The 17404-nt window shown below is 73.4% G+C and carries 18 protein-coding genes; 5 read left to right on the top strand and 13 right to left on the bottom strand.

All coding sequences use genetic code 11. The features are described from left to right. Nucleotides 1-3: 3 nt before the first annotated feature. The 7 genes from egtD to ACFPBZ_RS19265 all read right to left on the bottom strand — a co-directional run bounded on the left by egtD (nt 4) and on the right by ACFPBZ_RS19265 (nt 8923). On the bottom strand, nt 4-987 hold the full coding sequence (gene egtD / locus ACFPBZ_RS19295; RefSeq protein WP_378037737.1) for an L-histidine N(alpha)-methyltransferase: 984 nt from the start codon (nt 985-987) through the stop codon (nt 4-6). Between the two features lie 86 nt (nt 988-1073). Beyond that, on the bottom strand, nt 1074-1847 hold the full coding sequence (egtC, locus tag ACFPBZ_RS19290) for an ergothioneine biosynthesis protein EgtC (protein ID WP_378037715.1): 774 nt from the start codon (nt 1845-1847) through the stop codon (nt 1074-1076). 4 nt (nt 1848-1851) lie between these two features. Then, complete coding sequence (gene egtB / locus ACFPBZ_RS19285) at nt 1852-3195, bottom strand: ergothioneine biosynthesis protein EgtB (RefSeq protein WP_378037714.1); 1344 nt, start codon at nt 3193-3195, stop codon at nt 1852-1854. Continuing rightward, a complete protein-coding gene (egtA, locus tag ACFPBZ_RS19280; RefSeq protein WP_378037713.1) occupies nt 3192-4562 on the bottom strand; it encodes an ergothioneine biosynthesis glutamate--cysteine ligase EgtA in 1371 nt (456 codons plus the stop codon). The genes egtB and egtA overlap by 4 nt, the downstream gene beginning before the upstream one ends. Nucleotides 4563-4766: 204 nt before the next feature. Next, nucleotides 4767-6620, bottom strand: coding sequence for an ABC transporter ATP-binding protein (locus ACFPBZ_RS19275; protein ID WP_378037736.1), 1854 nt, complete (start codon nt 6618-6620; stop codon nt 4767-4769). 285 nt (nt 6621-6905) lie between these two features. After that, nucleotides 6906-7118 carry a helix-turn-helix domain-containing protein gene (locus tag ACFPBZ_RS19270; protein WP_378037712.1) on the bottom strand — a complete coding sequence of 71 codons (213 nt, stop codon included), beginning with the start codon at nt 7116-7118 and terminating at the stop codon, nt 6906-6908. A gap of 182 nt (nt 7119-7300) precedes the next feature. After that, complete coding sequence (locus ACFPBZ_RS19265) at nt 7301-8923, bottom strand: ABC-F family ATP-binding cassette domain-containing protein (RefSeq protein WP_378037711.1); 1623 nt, start codon at nt 8921-8923, stop codon at nt 7301-7303. Between the two features lie 154 nt (nt 8924-9077). Between ACFPBZ_RS19265 and ACFPBZ_RS19260 the strand changes: the two genes are divergently transcribed. The 4 genes from ACFPBZ_RS19260 (at nt 9078) to ACFPBZ_RS19245 (ending at nt 12236) form a co-directional block, all read left to right on the top strand. Further along, entirely contained in the window at nt 9078-9467 is a 390-nt protein-coding gene (locus tag ACFPBZ_RS19260) for a hypothetical protein (protein WP_378037710.1), read from the top strand. After that, nucleotides 9440-10681 (top strand): lycopene cyclase family protein, encoded by a 1242-nt coding sequence (locus ACFPBZ_RS19255; protein ID WP_378037709.1) that lies wholly within the window; start codon nt 9440-9442, stop codon nt 10679-10681. Before ACFPBZ_RS19260 ends, ACFPBZ_RS19255 begins: the two co-directional genes overlap by 28 nt. 104 nt (nt 10682-10785) lie before the next feature. Continuing rightward, a complete protein-coding gene (locus ACFPBZ_RS19250) occupies nt 10786-11232 on the top strand; it encodes a universal stress protein (RefSeq protein ID WP_378037708.1) in 447 nt (148 codons plus the stop codon). Further along, complete coding sequence (locus ACFPBZ_RS19245; RefSeq protein WP_378037707.1) at nt 11229-12236, top strand: adenylate/guanylate cyclase domain-containing protein; 1008 nt, start codon at nt 11229-11231, stop codon at nt 12234-12236. The genes ACFPBZ_RS19250 and ACFPBZ_RS19245 overlap by 4 nt, the downstream gene beginning before the upstream one ends. Nucleotides 12237-12300: 64 nt before the next feature. On the opposite strand, the gene ACFPBZ_RS19240 is transcribed toward ACFPBZ_RS19245, so the two are convergent. Continuing rightward, nucleotides 12301-13008 carry a nitroreductase gene (locus ACFPBZ_RS19240; protein WP_378037706.1) on the bottom strand — a complete coding sequence of 236 codons (708 nt, stop codon included), beginning with the start codon at nt 13006-13008 and terminating at the stop codon, nt 12301-12303. Beyond that, nucleotides 13005-13538 carry a DUF4863 family protein gene (locus tag ACFPBZ_RS19235; RefSeq protein WP_378037705.1) on the bottom strand — a complete coding sequence of 178 codons (534 nt, stop codon included), beginning with the start codon at nt 13536-13538 and terminating at the stop codon, nt 13005-13007. Before ACFPBZ_RS19235 ends, ACFPBZ_RS19240 begins: the two co-directional genes overlap by 4 nt. A 123-nt stretch (nt 13539-13661) precedes the next feature. On the opposite strand from ACFPBZ_RS19235, the gene ACFPBZ_RS19230 reads away from it, so the two are divergent. Continuing rightward, the gene (locus ACFPBZ_RS19230) at nt 13662-14306 is read left to right on the top strand and encodes a TetR/AcrR family transcriptional regulator (protein WP_378037704.1); all 645 of its coding nucleotides are present in this window, start codon (nt 13662-13664) and stop codon (nt 14304-14306) included. Nucleotides 14307-14357: 51 nt separating this feature from the next. Here ACFPBZ_RS19230 and ACFPBZ_RS19225 read toward each other — a convergent pair whose 3' ends face one another. From ACFPBZ_RS19225 to sufC, 4 genes are read right to left on the bottom strand one after another with little or no spacing between them, the layout of a single operon-like run. Beyond that, the gene (locus tag ACFPBZ_RS19225; RefSeq protein ID WP_378037703.1) at nt 14358-14774 is read right to left on the bottom strand and encodes a metal-sulfur cluster assembly factor; all 417 of its coding nucleotides are present in this window, start codon (nt 14772-14774) and stop codon (nt 14358-14360) included. Beyond that, on the bottom strand, nt 14771-15244 hold the full coding sequence (gene sufU, locus ACFPBZ_RS19220; RefSeq protein ID WP_378037702.1) for a Fe-S cluster assembly sulfur transfer protein SufU: 474 nt from the start codon (nt 15242-15244) through the stop codon (nt 14771-14773). Before sufU ends, ACFPBZ_RS19225 begins: the two co-directional genes overlap by 4 nt. A 14-nt stretch (nt 15245-15258) precedes the next feature. Continuing rightward, complete coding sequence (locus ACFPBZ_RS19215; RefSeq protein ID WP_378037701.1) at nt 15259-16590, bottom strand: cysteine desulfurase; 1332 nt, start codon at nt 16588-16590, stop codon at nt 15259-15261. Continuing rightward, nucleotides 16587-17369: a Fe-S cluster assembly ATPase SufC gene (gene sufC / locus ACFPBZ_RS19210; RefSeq protein ID WP_378037700.1), complete on the bottom strand. Its 783-nt coding sequence runs from the start codon at nt 17367-17369 to the stop codon at nt 16587-16589. The genes ACFPBZ_RS19215 and sufC overlap by 4 nt, the downstream gene beginning before the upstream one ends. Nucleotides 17370-17404 lie beyond the last annotated feature (35 nt).

The following is a 17404-nucleotide window of genomic DNA, read 5'->3' as shown; positions in this document are numbered from 1 at the left end:
CGGTCAGCGGCGGCGGGCCAGGGTGATTCCGAACCGCCCCGCCGGGTCGGTCACCCAGTGCACGGCGTCGAACTGCGCCGCGTCGAGCTCGGCGGCGATCGTCTCGCGCGTGAACTTGGTGGAGATCTCGGTGCGCATCTCCTCGCCCTCGGCGAACTCGACGACGAGGTCGAGCGCCGGGACGTGCACCGTCATCGCCCGCCGGGCCCGCACCCGCATCTCGATGCGGCTCGACTGCGGCACCCAGACCGCGAGGTACTCGAAGCCGTCGACGTCGAAGTCGGCGCCGAGCCCGCGGTTGAGGACGGTCAGGGCGTTGAGCTCGAAGGCGGCGGTGACCCCGGCGGCGTCGTCGTAGGCCGCGACGAGGGTGGCCTCGTCCTTGATCAGATCGGTCCCCACCAGGAAGTGCTCCCCCGGGTCGAGGGTGTCGGCCAGGGCGGCGAGGAAGTCTCGGCGCTGCTCGGGCTCGAAGTTGCCGATGGTGCCGCCGAGCAGCACGACGAGGCGCTTGCCGACCTTCGGAATGCTGCGCAGGTCGGCGGTGAAGTCGCCGACGACGCCGTGGACATCGAGGTCGGGGTAGCCCTCGACCAGCCCGGGCACCGCGTCCTCGAGGGCGGCGGCGGAGACGTCGACCGGGACGTAGTGGCGCAGCCGGCCGGTGCGCGAGAGCGCGTCGAGCAGCAGGGTCGACTTGGTCGAGGAGCCCGAGCCGAGCTCGACGAAGGTGTCGGCGCCGGAGAGCCGGGCGACGTCGTCGGCCCCCGCCACCAGGGCCTCCCGCTCGGCGGTGAAGGGGTAGTACTCGGGCTGCGCCGTGATCTGCTCGAACAGCTCCGAGCCGCGGGCGTCGTAGAGCCACTGCGGGCGCAGCACCTTCGGGGTCGCGGTCAGGCCGCTGCGGGCGTCCTCGCGGAGCGCGGCGTCGGCGTCCGCCTCCGAGAGGTGCACGTCGATCGTCGGCAGGGTGGAGCGGGGGGCCATCGGGAAGGTCACGTCCGATCGGTCGCGGCACACCCCGGACGGGGACGCACCTGGTTCACGTCAGTGGGAACGAGGGTGGGACGGATCTACAACGGCTCGACCTCGACCGTGCCGTCGCGCACGACGACGAGGCGGAGGTCGTCGACCGCGGTCCAGGCCGGGTCGGGGTCGAGGGGCTCGGAGGCGACGGTCACGCCGTCGTCGCCGCAGCGGTAGGACAGGGCGTGGTCGACGGCGGTGGCCGCCAGAGTCGGGTGCCCGGTGGCCGGGTCGCGAGTGAGGAGCAGCAGGTTGAGCCGCGAGCCGGGGGCGGCGGCGAGGACCCGGGAGGCGACGTCGGCGACGGCGTCGGCCGGGTCCTTGCCCGCGTCGAGGTGCCGGCGCACCAGGGCCCAGAGCACCGCGGAGTCGGTGGGGGCCTCGAGGGTCATCAGCGTCTCGGTCGGCAGGTCGGCGGCGAGGTCGGCGAGGCTGTCGGGCCATCCCCGGACGACGCCGTTGTGGCTGAAGATCCGGGTGCCGTCGCGGAAGGGGGCGCAGGCGCCGGTGGAGACCGGCATGCCGACGGTGGCCGACCGCACGGCGGCGACGAAGGCCGTCGCCGTGACGGCCGTGGCGAGGTCGAGGAACGAGCCGTCGGTCCACATCGGCACCGGCTGCCGGTAGGAGTGGGCCGTGAGCGCCCCGGCGTCTCCGCTGCCGGAGTACCAGCCGACCCCGAACCCGTCGGCGTTCACCGTCCCGCCGCCGCGCATGTCGGCCGGGGCGTAGGACTGCACGAGCAGCGAGTGCTCCGGCTCGGTCACCCGCGAGGCGAGGGTGACCGGCCGCGGGCCCACGTGGCCCAGATGTCGGCACATGGGCTCAGGCGTCCCCGGCCGACCGCGCGCAGCGGAAGCCGGAGAAGATCTGCCGGCGGATCGGCAGGTCCCAGTTCCGGAAGGTGGTGCGGGCGGCGACGGTCCCCACCCCGAACGACGAGCCGCGCAGCATGCGGAAGTCGCCGCCGAAGAACACCTCGGAGTACTCCTTGTACGGGAACGGGGCGAACCCCGGGTAGCCCTCGAAGCCGGAGTCGCACCACTCCCAGACGTCGCCGATCAGCTGGTGGACCCCGAGCGGCGACGCGCCCTTCGGGTAGGCGCCCACGGGCGCCGGCTGCAGGTGGCGCTGGTCGAGGTTGGCGAGCTCGGCGGTCGGCTCCTCGTCGCCCCACGGGAAGCGGCGCGTGCGCCCGCTCTCCGGGTCGACCCGCGCGGCGTACTCCCACTCGACCTCGGTGGGCAGCCGCTTCCCGGCCCACCGGGCGTAGGCGGCGGCCTCGTGGAAGCACACGTGCAGGACCGGCTGGTCGGCGACCGCGGCGATCGGCTCGCGCTCCCCGAAGCTCGTCCGGTGCCAGGCGCCGTCGACGAGCTCCCACGTCATCGGCGCGGTCCAGCCCTCGGCGGTGACGTGCTCCCAGCCGGCGTCGGACCACAGCTCGCGCCGCGTGTAGCCGCCGTCGTCGATGAACCGGGCGTACTCGCCGTTGGTGGTGGGGACGGCGTCGAGGTGGAAGGGGGCCACGTCGACCTCGTGCGCGGGCCGCTCGTTGTCCAGCGCGAACACGTCCGGGCCGACCGCGTCGACCCCCATCGTGAACCGGCCGCCGGGGTGGAACACCTCGGTCCCGACGAGCTCGGCCGCGAGCCCGGAGGCGGGCGGCGGGTCGGCGTGCAGCACGCGCGGCCCGGTCCGCAGCTGGTGGGTGGCCAGCATGGTCTCGACGTGCTGCTGCTCGTGCTGGGCGATCATCCCGTAGACGAAGCCCTCCTCGAGCAGCGGCCGCCCGTCGGCGCCGGCCGCGTCGAGGATCTCCAGCGAGCGCTCGCGCACGGTCGCCTGGTACGCCCTCGCCTCCGCCGGGTCGAGCAGCGGCAGCGCGGGCCGGTCGGCCCGCGGGTTGATGAAGGCGTCGTAGAGGTGGTCGATGTCCTCGCGCACGCCGGGGGCCGGCTCGTCGCCGGGGCTCGCCCGGCGGACGAGCCAGAGGTCCTCCATGTTGGCGATGTGCGCGACGTCCCAGTGCAGGGGCGACATCAGCGGCGAGTGCTGGCGGGTGAGCTCGGCGTCGTCGACGGCGTCGGCGAGGACCTGGGTGCGGCGCCGCGCGGCGGCCAGCTCGTCGGCCAGGCGGGTGCGGAGCTCGTCGGGGTAGCGGGTCACGCGGGATCGCCTCCGGTGGCGAACGGGTCGACGGTCAGGTCGGGGTAGGGGCTCTCGGCGGCGGGCCCGAGCTCGTTCTCCCCGGGTTCGCCGACCGAGACGTCGGCCGGGCACAGGCCGCGGAGCACGCGGCGCTCGGCGACGTCGCCGACGAGGCCGGCGAGGTGGGGGTCGGTGGTCAGCAGCCGCTGGTGGGCCAGCTCGACCAGGCGTCCGGCGGCGCGGGCCAGCACGCCGTCGGCCAGGCCGTGCCGGGCAGCCGCGGCCCACCGGTCGGTGGCGGGGGCGACGGCCTCGCGGGCCCGGTCGAGGGTGGCGGGGTCGGAGAGCAGGGCGGTGACCACGGCGATCGGCACGGCCCACTCGTCGCCCGCCTGCTGGTCGATGTAGCGGACCTCGACGTGCCCCTGGGGCCGGACGGGCGGGAACAGCGTGGTCAGGTGGTAGGCGAGGTCGTCCCACGTCGGGGGCGCCTCGAGCCCGCCGCGCCCGTCGAGCCAGTCACCGAAGGTGACCGCGGGCGGGGCGTTCCAGTGGCCGTGGCGGCGCACGCACAGCAGCGGCGTGGCGAGCGCCCGCTCGGCCCACTCCACCCCCGGGTCGTCGCTCAGGACCTGCGGCGGGCGGGTGCGGGCCGGGTCGAGCGCGAGCCAGCTCGCCATCCGCGAGGACTTCCAGCCGGTGCGCCGCCCGTGCACGGCCGGGGAGTTGGCGAACGTCGCGACGAGGGTGGGGCCCATCTCGTGCAGGGCGCGCCAGCGCTGCGCCACGTCGGCTCCGTCGCCGGCGTCGAGGCTGACCTGGACGGCCGAGGTGGAGCACATCATGGTGCGGCCGTGCGGGCCGACGCGGTCGAACGCCGCCTCCATCGCCGCGTAGCGCGGCACGCGCAGGATGCGGCGGGGCGGACGCAGCGGGTCGGCGGCGCGGCCGACGAGGACGAGGCCCTCGGTCGCGAGGCGGGCGCGGATCGCGGCGGTGTCGGTGCGCACGGCGTCGACCAGCGCGGAGGTGCTGGTCAGCGGGGGCGTGGCGATCTCGACCTGCCCCCCGGGCTCGACGGTCACCGTGCTCCCGGCGGGGAGCGGGTCCGGAGCGGAGGGGGTGAGCGGGGCGGGCGGGGCGCCGGTCACGGTGGACACCGAGGTGCGCAGCGTGCCGGGGGCGTGCGGCCCGAGGACCCGCAACAGGACCGCGGGGTCGAGGCGTTCGTCGGGACGGTAGGCCGAGCGGACCAGCCACTCGAGCTCGGCGCCCACCAGTCTCGGCGGCCCGTGCTTGAAGCAGACGGACGCGACGTACGCCGTGGCGGCCTCCCGGTCGGGGACCGGGGCCGCCGGGTCGAGGTCGATCGCCGGAGCTGCCATCTCCACCCCACTCTCGGTGTCAGCAGTGTTCGCAGTGTCGACGGCGCACGAGCCGGCCGTGTCCGACGACCACCGCACCCCGTGCGCCCCGTGGGTCACGGGAGGCACGGCGATCGACGCTACACGCGCGTGGGGCCCCTGGCAGAGGTTCTCGGTCATGCTGTTCGGCGTATCACGTACCTCCGACAACGTGACCGAGCGTGATCAGGCCGCCGGCGCGAACTGGGTGTGGTGGAGGTCGGCGTAGCGCCCGCCCCGCGCGAGCAGGAGCTGGTGCGGCCCCTGCTCGACGACCCGGCCGTCCTCGACCACCGCGATGGTGTCGGCGCTGCGGATCGTCGAGAGCCGGTGGGCGATGACGATCGCGGTGCGCCCGACGAGGGCCTCGGCCAGCGCCTCCTGCACCGCGACCTCCGACTCGGAGTCGAGGTGCGCGGTGGCCTCGTCGAGGATGACCACCCGGGGTGCGGCCAGCAGCAGCCGCGCGATCGTGAGGCGCTGCCGCTCCCCGCCCGAGAGGCGGTACCCGCGCTCCCCGATCACCGTCTCGAGCCCCTCGGGCAGCTGCGCGAGCAGCGGGCCGAGCCGGGCGCGCTGCAGGGCCGTCACGAGGTCGGCGTCGGTGGCCTCCGGGCGGGCGTAGCGCAGGTTGCCCGCGACGGTGTCGTGGAAGAGGTGGCCGTCCTGGGTCACCACCCCCACGGCGTCGCGCAGGTCGTCGAAGGTGAGGTCGCGGATGTCGGTCCAGGCGCCCGGCCCCCCGAGCTCGACCGCCCCGGAGTCGACGTCGTAGAGCCGCGGCACCAGCGAGGCGATCGTCGACTTCCCCGCGCCCGACGGCCCGACGAGCGCGAGCATCTGCCCCGGCGCCACCTCCAGGTCGACCCCGTGGAGGACCTCCTGGTTCACCGTGTGGTCGAGGGTCGCGACCTCCTCGAGGCTCGCGAGGCTGACGTCCTCGGCGTTCGGGTAGGTGAAGTGCACGTCGCGCAGCCGCACGCCCACCGCGGTCGAGGGCAGCGGGGTGGGGTCGGGCCGCTCGACGATCGTCGGGCGCAGGTCGAGCACCTCGAAGACCCGCTCGAAGCTCACGAGGGCGCTCATCACGTCGACCCGGGCGTTGGCGAGCTGGGTGAGCGGCCCGTAGAGCCGGGTCAGCAGCAGGGCGAGGCTGACGACGGTGCCGGCCTCGAGCCGGCCGGTGAAGGCGAGCCAGCCGCCGACGCCGTAGACCATGGCCTGCGCCAGCGCGCTGACCAGCGTCAGGCTCGTCATGAACACGCGGTTGGCCATCGCGGTGCGGACCCCGATGTCGCGCACCCGGTCGGCGCGCTCGCCGAACTCGGCCGCCTCGACCCGCGGGCGGCCGAACAGCTTCACCAGCGTCGCGCCGCCGGCGGAGAACCGCTCGGTCATCTGGCCGGTCATGGCCGCGTTGAGGTTCGACGACTCGCGCTGCAGGCTCGCGATGGTCCGGCCCATCCGCCGCGCGGGCAGGATGAAGATCGGCAGCAGGATCAGCGCGAGGAAGGTGATCTGCCAGGCGAGCGTGACCATCACGGCCACCGTGAGCACCAGCTGGATGACGTTGGTGACCAGCCCGGACAGCGTGGAGGTGAAGGCCCGCTGCGCGCCGATGACGTCGTTGTTCAGGCGGCTGACCAGCGAGCCGGTGCGGGTGCGGGTGAAGAACGCGACCGGCATCGACTGGACGTGGCCGAACACCGCCCGGCGCAGGTCGTAGATCAGGCCCTCGCCGATGCGCGAGCTCATCCAGCGCTCGGCCAGCCCGAGCAGCGCGTCGGCCACCGCGAGGCCGGCGATGCCCACCGCGATCCAGACGACGGTGGAGAGCCCGGTGCGGTTGACGATCGCGTCGACCACCCGGCCGGCGAGCACCGGCACGCCGACCGCGATCACCGCCGACACGGTGGTCAGCGCGAGGAAGCCGTAGAGCATCCGGTGGTGGCGCGAGGCGAAGCGCCAGATGCGTGGCAGCGTCCCCTTCGGCACCGATCTCGGGAGCTTGTCGCTCTGCGACATCGACATCATCAGCATCCAGGCGTTCTCCACGCCGTTCACCCCTACTCGCTCGGTCCTGGCCCCGAGCGTGCGACCTCGACAATGCTTGAGGTCAAGCGGACGACTCGAACGGCCACGGCGGGTGGTGGTCCGCCGGTCCGATCTCCGAGTATCCGCCGAGGTGGGCGGCCACGCACGGTGTTCGCCCTCGGCGTCATCCGTGCGGCGGGCGCGCGTCCACGACGCGCGAGCGGCACGCCCGACCCCACGAGACGAGGCTCGCCGGACCCCGACGTGTCGCCCGGGCGCCGCGGGCGTCCGTCAGGCGGTCTTCTTGGTGCGCGTGGCGCCACCGCGCCCGCGGAGGGTGACCCCCGACTCGGAGAGCACCCGGTGCACGAAGCCGTAGGAGCGTCCCGTCGACTCCGCCAGCGACCGGATGCTGGCACCCTTCTCGTACTTCTTCTTGAGGTCCGTCGCGAGCTTGTCGCGCTGGTCGCCCGTGATGCGGGCGCCCTTCTTCAGATCGGCCATGGTTCATCCACCCCTCTCCCGGACGGTGCCCGGTCGACCCATGATGATCGCCGGAGGCGGTGTGCGCCACGGCACACTTCACATGATCGGTGAGCGGTTGCGCCGATCGGCGCGAGATCGTCCGTGCGGCCCAGCGTCGTGTCGTCCCAGCTCACGAAGGCCCTACGCCGCCTGCCCCCCGATCACGCGAGTTCGACGAGCTCCAGGTGGTCGGCCGAGAAGTGGTCCTCGGTGCCGTCGGGCAGCAGGATGACGCGCTCGGGCTCGAGGGCCTCGACCGCGCCCGGGTCGTGCGTCACGAGCACGACCGCGCCCTCGTAGTGGCGCAGCGCGTCGAGCACCTTCTCCCGCGAGGCCGGGTCGAGGTTGTTCGTCGGCTCGTCGAGCAGGAGGACGTTCGCCGCGCTCGACACCAGCCCGGCGAGCGCCAGCCGCGTCCGCTCGCCGCCCGAGAGCGTCCCCGCGGGCTGCTCGAGCTGCTCGCCGGTGAACTGGAACGCGCCCAGCAGGGTGCGCAGTTGCTGCTCCGGGGTGTCGGGCGCTGCCGAGCGGGCGTTCTGCCAGACCGTGCGGCCCATGTCGAGGGTGTCGTGCTCCTGCGCGAAGTAGCCCCGGCGCAGGCCGTGGCCGGGGGTGACCCCGCCGGTGTCGGGGTTCTCCACCCCGGCCATGATCCGCAGCAGGGTCGTCTTGCCGGCGCCGTTGAGCCCCAGGATGACCACCCGGGACCCGCGGTCGACCGCGAGGTCGACCCCGGTGAACACCTCGAGCGAGCCGTAGCTCTTCGAGAGGCCGGAGGCGGTCAGGGGCGTGCGCCCGCAGGGCTGCGGGGTGGGGAACCGGATCGCGGCCACCCGGTCGGACACCCGCTGCTCGTCGAGGCCCTCGAGCAGCGCGGTCGCCCGGCGCTGCATCTGCTTCGCGGCGACCGCCTTCGTCGCCTTCGCACCCATCTTCGCGGCCTGGGTCTGCAGGGCCGACGCCTTCTTCTCGGCGTTGGCGCGCTCCCGGCGGCGGCGGGCCTCGTCGTCGGCCCGGGCCTGCAGGTAGTTCTTCCAGTTCATGTTGTAGATGTCGAGCTCGCCGCGCATCGCGTCGAGGAACCACACCTTGTTGACGACGTCGGCGAGCAGGTCGGTGTCGTGGCTGATGACCACGACCCCGCCCTCGTGGCCGCGCAGGAACGAGCGCAGCCAGGTGATCGAGTCGGCGTCGAGGTGGTTGGTGGGCTCGTCGAGCAGGAGCGTGGTGCCCGAGTTCCCGCCCTCGCCGGAGGCGGCGAACAGGATGCGGGCGAGCTCCACCCGGCGGCGCTGGCCGCCGGAGAGCGTCTCGAGCGGCTGGGTGAGCACGCGGTCGGCCAGGCCGAGGTTCGAGCAGATGCGCCCGGCCTCGCTCTCCGCGGCGTAGCCCCCGAGGTCGGCGAACCGCTCCTCGAGCCGGCCGAAGCGGGCGATCGCCTTGTCGCGCTCCCGGTCGTCGGCGAGCTCGGCCATGGCGGTCTGGGCCTTCTCCATGTCGCGCAGGATCTGGTCGAGACCGCGGGCGGAGAGCACCCGGTCGCGCGCGAGCACCGACAGGTCGCCCTCGCGCGGGTCCTGCGGCAGGTAGCCGATGGGCCCGGTGGAGCGGATGGTGCCGCCGTAGGGCTCGGACTCCCCCGCGATCGCGCGCAGCGAGGTGGTCTTCCCGGCCCCGTTGCGGCCCACCAGCCCGATGCGGTCCCCCGGCTGCACGCGGAGGGTGACCCCCGACAGCAGGACGCGGGAGCCGGCGCGCAGCTCGAGATCGGACGCGGTGATCACTTCAGGGCCTCATCCCGGGTCGGGGCAGCGGTGCGCAGGACGGCGGGCACCGGGCGGCGAGACCTCCAGTGTAGGTGAGGCCGGTGGGCCGCCGACCGTGTGCACGGACACGGCGGACACCCGTCCTTCACGCCGGGCCGGGGATACTGGGGCCATGGGCCTGTTCAGCTGGTTCCGCCGCGGCGGGGGTGCGTCCGGTGTCGGGGGCGACGGGCGCCGCCAGGTCCTCGACCGCGAGGGCGGCCCCGCCGACCTCGAGCACCTGCGGATGTTCGCCCGGTCACGCACCGGCGTGGAGTTCTACGTCGAGCCGGAGACCACGGCGACCGACACCACGGTCGTCGCCGTGGCCGCCGACGGCGAGTGGACGCGGCGGCGCGTCGGCACGCCCCGCAACGCCGAGCGGCTGGCACGCCGCTGCAAGGTGCCGGTCTTCGACGTGCAGGTGACCGGCTACCCCCAGGCGATGCGGGACTGGAACGCGCGGGCCAAGGCCGACCGCGAAAGACTCGCCGCATGGGAACGGGAGATCGGGGACCGCTGACGGCCGCGCCCGGCGCCGACCTCGTCGTCGCGGGCGGTGGTCCCGCCGGGTGGGCGCTGGCCCGGGCCTGCGCCCGGCGCGGGATGGCGGTGACGCTCGTCGAGCCCCGCCCCGACCGGGTCTGGACGAACACCTACGGCACCTGGTGCGCCGACCTGCCGCTCGCGGGGCCGGACGCGCTGCCGCGGGCGGTCGTCGCCGCGTCCGACGTCGGCTGGGCCGTGGCCCGCACCGCCCGTGTGCTCGACGGCGAGTACGCCGTCCTCGACACCCCCGCGCTGCAGGACGCGCTGCGCGACGACCGGGTGCGCGTGGTGCGGGGCAAGGTCCGGGGCGTTCCCGACGAGGGTCCCGGGGTCGTCCTCGACGACGGCCGCGAGCTGCGGGCCGGTCTGGTGGTCGACGCCTCCGGCGCGGCCCGGGTGCTCTCGATCCCGACGGGACGCCGCGCGCCCCGGTCCGCCGAGCAGACGGCCGTGGGCGTCGTCGTGCCGGCCGACGTGGCCGCGACCGTCACCGACGGCCGGCTGCTGTTCATGGACTGGCGCCCGCTGCACGGCATGCCGGGCTGGCCGACGTTCCTCTACGCGATCCCGCTCGGCGGCGGTCGCGTCCTGCTCGAGGAGACCTCGCTCGCGCGGCGGCCGGGGCTGCCGCTGCCCGAGCTCGCCGACCGGCTCCGCCGCCGGCTGGTGGCGGCCGGCCTCGCGGAGGCCGACATCCCGCTCGACGACCCCGGACGCGTCGAGTACGTGCGCTTCGCCGTCGACACCCCGGCGCACCGCTCCCCCGCGGGCGTCGTCCCCTTCGGGGTCGCGGGCCGCTTCGTCCACCCGGCCACCGGTTACTCCGTGGCGCGCTCCTTGTACGCGGCCACTCGACTCGCCGATCAACTCGTCACTCGACCGGACCATGATTCCATGGTCGACGCGGCTGATCGAGTCGTCCGCGGGCCGAGCGCGCGGGCGGTCCACGCGATGCGCCGCCGCGGCCTCGACGTGCTCCTGCGGATGCCGCCGGCCGACGTCCCGGAGTTCTTCGAGCGCTTCTTCTCCTCCCCGCCGGAGCGCCAGCGGGCCTACCTGGGCGCCCACGACGACGTCCAGGCGTCGCTCGGCGCGATGCTCGCGGTGTTCGAGCACCTCTCCCCGCGCCTGCGCGCCCACCTGTTGGCCGGAGCACTTCTGGGTGCCGGACGCGATCAAGGCCGCTGAACAGGGGTACAAGCCGACCGAACGGAGCATTGCGTTACCATCCGCGACCCCTGCTCGTTCCCCCGACAGGCGGGGTGTACCGCCAGAAACCGGAGCAGCCAACCATGGGCGCCTACCAGCTCGTCGCCGTCGGCACCGACGGATCCGACTCCTCCTACCGGGCCGTCGACCGGGCCGCCGTCGTCGCCGCCGACGCCGGCGCCGCGCTGCTGATCGTCAGCGCGTACCACCCGGCCCGGAACACCGGCCAGGCCGAGCAGCAGCTCGGCGAGGACGCCGCCTACCACGTCGTCGGCTCCACCCCCGCCGAGGAGGCCCTGCGCGACGCGAAGGAGCGCGCGGCCGCCAAGGGCGTGGGCGAGATCGAGACCGTGGCGCAGGAGGGCGACCCCATCGAGGTCGTCACGAAGATCGTCAACGAGCGCAAGGCCGACCTGCTCGTCATCGGCAACCGCGGGCTCAACAGCCTCTCGGGTCGCCTGCTCGGCTCGGTCCCGCAGGGCATCTCGCGCAAGGCGCCGACGGACGTCCTCATCGTCCACACCACGTGAGCCCGACCCCCGACGGGTCGGGGCGCTGGTCGGAGGCCCGGCAGGAGGTCGAGGAGCTCCTGCTGGGCGGGGAGCGGACGCTGCGCCGCGGGGACGTCGCCGAGCGCGCCGGCGTGTCCCTCGAGCAGTCGGCCCGGCTCTGGAGCGCCCTGGGCTTCCCCCGGGTCCCCGACGACGTCGAGGCGTTCTCCGAGTCCGACGTCGAGGCCCTCGGCCTGGTCGACGAGCTCCTCGCCCAGGACGCGTTCGACGAGGCCGAGGCGCTGGCGATCGCCCGCACCCTCGGCCAGAGCATGGCGCGCCTCGCGGAGTGGCAGGCCAACCTCCTGCGCCGTGTCGTCGCCGAGCGCGGCGCGGCCGACGACCCCGAGACGGTCACCGACTCGGTCCGCACCCTCGTCCCGCTGATCGAGAAGCTGCAGGCCTACACCTGGCGCCGCCACCTGCTCGTCACCTCCGGGCGGATGCTGTCCTCCCTCGCGGGCGAGCAGGGCGATGTGGACCCGTCGGCCACGACCACCGTCGTGGGGTTCGCCGACGTCGTCGGCTTCACCGCCCTGTCCCGCCAGGTCGACCCCGACGAGCTGCGCGCCCTGCTCGAGCGCTTCGAGGGCGTCTCGACCGACGTCGTCGCCCGCCACGGCGGGCGCATCGTCAAGACCCTCGGCGACGAGGTCCTCTTCGTCTGCCCCGACGTGGCGCAGGCCCTGGAGATCGCGTTCGCCCTGCACGACGAGGTCCCCGACGACTCCGAGCGCCTGTCCCTGCGCATCGGCCTCGCCCACGGGGAGGTCCTCCCCCGCTACGGCGACGTCTACGGCCCCACCGTGAACATCGCGAGCCGGCTCACCTCGCACGCCCGCCCGGGCACCACCCTGCTCGACGACGGCATGACCGAGGCGGTCCGGGCCGCGGACCTGAACGTCGAGGTCCGCACCGTCCCGCCGCTGCACGTCCGCGGCTACCGGCACCTGAAGCCGCACGTGGTGCGCCGGTCGGGCTGACGCCCCCGTGCGTGCGTGTCCGCCCCCCAGCACGGAAACGCACGCACGAGCGCGAAGCGCGAAGTCAGTCGTGGAACGTCGTGTAGCTCCCGACGGGTTCGCGCTCGGTCGTGAGGCCGCCGAGGCAGTGACCGTCGTCGGCGTAACCCAGGGCCACCCCGCACACGAGCATCTGTTCCGCCGGTATCCGCAGGTGGCGCCGGACGACGGGGTGGAAGTCGAGGAACGAGGCCTGGGGGCAGGTGTCGAGCCCCCGGGCCCGGGCCAGCAGGATGATGGCCTGCAGGAAGGCGCCTGCGTCGATGAGGCCTCCGCCGAGGGACTGCCGGTCGACGGTGAGGATCAGCCCGACCGGGGCGCCGAAGAACTCGTAGTTCCGGCGGTGGTGGGCCAGCCGTCCCTCGGTGTCGTCGTGCTCGACGCCGAGGGTGCAGCGGTAGAGCTCGTCGCCGAACTGCCGACGCCGGGACAGCAACGGTTCGCTCCAGTCGTCGGGGTCGGGCTGGTAGCGGTACTCCGGAGTTGTCCGGTCGTCGTTCTCGAGCGCCTCCCACAGCGACTCCGCGAGGTCGCGCTTCGTCCGGCCCGTGACGACGTGGACGTGCCACGGCTGGGTGTTGGAGTTGCTCGCGGTGCGCGCCGCCAGGGTGAGGATCTCCTCGACGTCCCGCGGCGGGACGGGTCGGGGCAGGTAGGCCCGGACGCTGCGCCGGGTGGCGACGGCCTCGTCGACCGAGAGGGACCCGACCACGTCCGGCGCGACGGTGCTCACGACGCGGCGACCGCCGGCTCCTGGTCGGGAGCGGTGATGTCGTAGGAGATGCGCCCGGCCGGGAGGAAGAACAGGGCGATCAGCGCGCCACCCCGGGCCTCCGGGTAGTGGTGGCTGGCCGGCGCGGGCGCGGTCCACCCGGCGTGGCACCACCCGTTGGGACCGCGCAGCTCGGCTCCGGGGTCGAGCGGGACGACGAGGTTCAGCTCGCCGTAGGGGTGCTGGTGGTACTGCCCGCGGAAGGCCTCCTGGCTCTCCATGTAGACCGCGGTGATGCTGAACCACTCGAGGCGCTCCTGGGGCTCGGCGATGCGGCTGCGCCGGTAGTGCCGCCCGTCGACCTCGACGGTGGCCGCCCAGCCCTCCCGGACGCCCTCGGTGATCATCGCCGCGAGGTCGTCGTAGACCGGCGTCCCCGGGCCGTGGGTCTCGTTGAGCCAGGTCTCGAGGTCGGTCCCGGCCGTGCGGTTCTTCACCTCCGTGACGAACGGGATGCTGCGCACGATCAGGTCCTCGGCCGTGTGGCCCATCGCTGCCTCCTGCAGGTCGTGCCGTGGGATGTAGACGACGATAGGGCGACGTTAGGTTACGTGCAAGACCTGTAACGCAACTCGCGCACACGTAGGCAGCCGGCGCTGGGGGATGATGTCGGGATGACCGAGGACCCGGGCCACGACCAGGGGGACGCCCCGTCGGGCGGCTCGCGGGGCGGGCGCCCCCGGGACCCCGCGCTCGACGAGTCGATCATCGAGGCCACCCGCCGGCGCCTGGTGCTCGACGGGTACTCCGCGATGTCGCTGGCCGAGGTGGCCGCCGACGCCGGGGTGTCCCGGCCCACGATCTACCGGCGGTGGGCAAACAAGCTCGAACTCACCATCGACGCCCTCGACTGGGGCTTCCGCCGCCAGCAGGACAGCTACCCGGCCGAGCCGCTGGAGACGATGCCCCCGCGGGACGCGTTGACCGAGGCCGTCCGCCGGGTCGACCCCTGCTACTACAACCCCGACGCGATGGTCCTCATGGGGAACTTCATGGGCGAGACCATCCGCACGCCGGAGCTGCTCGCCCACGTCAAGGCCCACGCGGTCGAGCCCCGGGTGCGCCTGGTCGAGAACACCCTGGCCGCCCTGCAGGAGCGCGGCGCGATCCACGCCGACGTCGACCGGCACACGGTCGCCACCCTCTGCTTCGGCGCTTTCTACGCGGCGCTGCTGCGCGACGAGCACGATCCCAAGCAGCTCGCCGAGGACGTCGTCGCGACCCTGTGGCCGGCCCTCGAGGTGCAGACACGCGTGTGAGCACTACTCCGTGCCGGGACACGGAATAGTGCTCACGAGGGCGCAGCCCACCTACACGGTGAAGCCCAGCGCCCGCAGCTGCTCGCGGCCGTCGTCGGTGATCTTGTCGGGGCCCCACGGCGGGATCCACACCCAGTTGATCCGCACGTCGTCGACCAGGCCGCCGCCGGGACCCTGGGTCAGGGCGGCGCGGGACTGGTCCTCGATGACGTCGGTCAGCGGGCAGGCCGCGGACGTCAGCGTCAGGTCGAGCGTGGCGACGGTGCCGGCGGTCTCGTCCTGGTGGACGTCGATGCCGTAGAGCAGGCCCAGGTCGACGACGTTGATCCCCAGTTCGGGGTCGACGACGTCGCGCATGGCCTCCTCGAGGTCGTCCATCGAGGGCGTGTCGGCCTTCGGCGCGGGCGCCTGGGGCATCCCCTCGGCGCCCCTCTCGAGGGCACCCTCGGGCGTCTCGGTGTCGGTCATGCCTGTCCCTCCAGCTCGGGAGCGTTCGCGTCAGCCTGGGCCACCGCGTCCTTGAACGCCATCCAGCCCAGCAGTGCGCACTTCACGCGCGCGGGGTACGAGGCGACCCCGGCGAACGCGACGGCGTCGTCGAGCACGTCCTCGTCGGGCTCCACCTTGCCGCGGCCCTGCACCATCTCCTGGTAGGCCGCGATCACCTCGAACGACTCGCCGACGGTGTGGCCGACCACGAGGTCGTTGAGCACCGAGGTGGCGGCCTGGCTGATGGAGCAGCCGAGGGCGTCGTAGGAGACGTCCAGGACCTTCGCCTCGGGCCCGGAGCCCTCGAGGTGCACCCGGAGGGTGACCTCGTCGCCGCACGTCGGGTTCACGTGGTGGACCTCGGCGTCGAACGGGTCGCGCAGACCGCGGCCGTGCGGCTTGCGGTAGTGGTCCAGGATGATCTCCTGGTACATCGTCTCGAGCTTCACGGTGTCGACCTCCTCTACAGGGCAACGCCGTCGGAGGCGAAAAAGTCCTGCACGCGGCGGACGCCGTCGAGCAGGGCCTGCACCTCGTCGAGCGTGTTGTAGACGTGGAAACTCGCGCGGATCGAGCTCTGCACGCCGAAGGCGCGGTGCAGCGGCCACGCGCAGTGGTGGCCGACGCGGACCGCGATGCCGGAGTCGTCGAGCACCTGCGACGCGTCGTGGGGGTGGACGCCCTCGATCTCGAAGGACACCGCTCCCCCGCGGGACTCGGTGTTCCGCGGTCCCATGACGGTCACGCCGTCGATGGCCTGCAGTCCCTCGAGCGCGGCCCCGGTCAGGAGGTTCTCGTGCGCGTGCACGTTCTCCATGCCGATGTCGTTCAGGTAGTCGACGGCCGCGCCGAGCCCGACGGCCTGCGAGGTCATCGGCACGCCGGCCTCGAAGCGCGCGGGCGGGGCCGCGTACGTCGAGCCCTGCATGCGGACCAGCTCGATCATCGACCCGCCGGTGAGGAACGGCGGCAGCGCCTCGAGCAGCTCGCGCCGCCCGTAGAGCACGCCGATCCCCGAGGGGCCGAGCATCTTGTGGCCGGAGAACGCGGCGAAGTCGACGCCGAGGGCGTGCATGTCGACCGGCGTGTGCGGGACCGACTGGCAGGCGTCGAGCACCGTGTAGGCGCCGACCGCCCTCGCCCGCGCCACGAGCTCCGCCACTGGCGGCACCGTGCCCAGCACGTTGGACTGGTGGGTGAACGCGACGACCTTCGTGCGCTCGTTGATCACGTCCTGCGCCTCGGGCGAGTCGAGGTCGAGCCGGCCGTCGCGGGTCACCGCGAACCACCGCAGCGTGGCCCCGGTGCGGCGGCAGAACTCCTGCCACGGCACGAGGTTCGCGTGGTGCTCCATCTCGGTGACGACGACCTCGTCGCCGGGGCCCACCCGGAAGCGCTGCGCCGCCGGGTCGTCGCTCGTGAGCGCGTTCGACATCCCGTACGCGACGAGGTTCAGCGCCTCGGTCGCGTTCTTGGTGAACACGATCTCGGAGGTCTCGATGCCGGGGGCGGCGCCGATGAACGCCGCGACCTTGGAGCGCGCCGACTCGTAGGCGTCGGTCGCCTCCTCGGAGAGCGCGTGGGCTCCGCGGTGGACCGCGGCGTTGGACGTCTCGAGGAACGTCCGCTCGGCGTCGAGCACCTGACGCGGGCGCTGGCTGGTGGCGCCCGAGTCGAGGTAGATCAGCGGCTTCCCGTCCCGGACGGTGCGGCTCAGGATGGGGAAGTCCGCTCGGATCTTCGCGACATCCAGGGTCGCACCCGCCGTCGTGGGAGCGGATGCGAGTGCGGTCATGCCGGCTGCTCCTCCTTGTCGGCGCCGAAGGCCCCGACGAACCGCTCGTAGCCGTTCGCCTCGAGCTCGTCGGCGAGCTCGGGCCCGCCCGACTGGGCGACCCGGCCGTTGACGAACACGTGCACCTTGTCCGGCGCGATGTAGCGCAGGATCCGGGTGTAGTGCGTGATGAGCAGGACGCCGACGTCGGACTGCGCCTTGTAGTCGTTCACGCCCTTCGAGACGACGCGCAGGGCGTCGACGTCGAGGCCGGAGTCGGTCTCGTCGAGCACCGCGAACTTCGGCTTGAGCAGCGAGAGCTGCAGCACCTCGTGGCGCTTCTTCTCACCGCCGGAGAAGCCCTCGTTGACGCTGCGCTCGGCGAACGCCGGGTCGATCTCGAGGTCGGTCATGGCGGTCTTGACCTCCTTGACCCAGTGCCGGACCTTCGGGGCCTCGCCCCGGGTGGCGGTCGCGGCGCTGCGCAGGAAGTTCGACATCGAGACGCCGGGCACCTCGACGGGGTACTGCATCGCGAGGAACAGGCCGGCGCGGGCGCGCTCGTCGACGGCCATCTCCAGCACGTTCTCGCCGTCGAGCAGGACCTCGCCCTGCGTCACGGTGTACTTCGGGTGGCCCGCGATGGAGTAGGCGAGCGTCGACTTGCCGGAACCGTTCGGACCCATGATCGCGTGGGTCTCGTTCGAGTTCACCGTCAGGTCGACGCCGCGCAGGATCTCCTTCGGGCCCGACTCGGTCTCGACCTCGACGTGCAGGTCGCGGATCTCGAGGGTGGACATCAATCCTCTTTCACTTACGGAAACGTGGTGGGAGT

The organism is Actinomycetospora atypica (genome assembly GCF_042653685.1).
GTDB classification, from domain to species: domain Bacteria; phylum Actinomycetota; class Actinomycetes; order Mycobacteriales; family Pseudonocardiaceae; genus Actinomycetospora; species Actinomycetospora atypica.
This window is presented reverse-complemented; position numbering and strand designations above follow the sequence as displayed.

Bases quoted from the DNA above. Each gene is read 5' to 3' on its own strand.
- egtD (WP_378037737.1), bottom strand. From the start codon at position 987: ATGGCCCCCCGCTCCACCCTGCCGACGATCGACGTGCACCTCTCGGAG.
- egtC (WP_378037715.1), bottom strand. From the start codon at position 1,847: ATGTGCCGACATCTGGGCCACGTGGGCCCGCGGCCGGTCACCCTCGCC.
- egtA (WP_378037713.1), bottom strand. From the start codon at position 4,562: ATGGCAGCTCCGGCGATCGACCTCGACCCGGCGGCCCCGGTCCCCGAC.
- ACFPBZ_RS19275 (WP_378037736.1), bottom strand. From the start codon at position 6,620: ATGCTGATGATGTCGATGTCGCAGAGCGACAAGCTCCCGAGATCGGTG.
- ACFPBZ_RS19270 (WP_378037712.1), bottom strand. From the start codon at position 7,118: ATGGCCGATCTGAAGAAGGGCGCCCGCATCACGGGCGACCAGCGCGAC.
- ACFPBZ_RS19260 (WP_378037710.1), top strand. From the start codon at position 9,078: ATGGGCCTGTTCAGCTGGTTCCGCCGCGGCGGGGGTGCGTCCGGTGTC.
- ACFPBZ_RS19255 (WP_378037709.1), top strand. From the start codon at position 9,440: ATGGGAACGGGAGATCGGGGACCGCTGACGGCCGCGCCCGGCGCCGAC.
- ACFPBZ_RS19250 (WP_378037708.1), top strand. From the start codon at position 10,786: ATGGGCGCCTACCAGCTCGTCGCCGTCGGCACCGACGGATCCGACTCC.
- ACFPBZ_RS19235 (WP_378037705.1), bottom strand. From the start codon at position 13,538: ATGGGCCACACGGCCGAGGACCTGATCGTGCGCAGCATCCCGTTCGTC.
- ACFPBZ_RS19230 (WP_378037704.1), top strand. From the start codon at position 13,662: ATGACCGAGGACCCGGGCCACGACCAGGGGGACGCCCCGTCGGGCGGC.
- ACFPBZ_RS19225 (WP_378037703.1), bottom strand. From the start codon at position 14,774: ATGACCGACACCGAGACGCCCGAGGGTGCCCTCGAGAGGGGCGCCGAG.
- ACFPBZ_RS19215 (WP_378037701.1), bottom strand. From the start codon at position 16,590: ATGACCGCACTCGCATCCGCTCCCACGACGGCGGGTGCGACCCTGGAT.
- sufC (WP_378037700.1), bottom strand. From the start codon at position 17,369: ATGTCCACCCTCGAGATCCGCGACCTGCACGTCGAGGTCGAGACCGAG.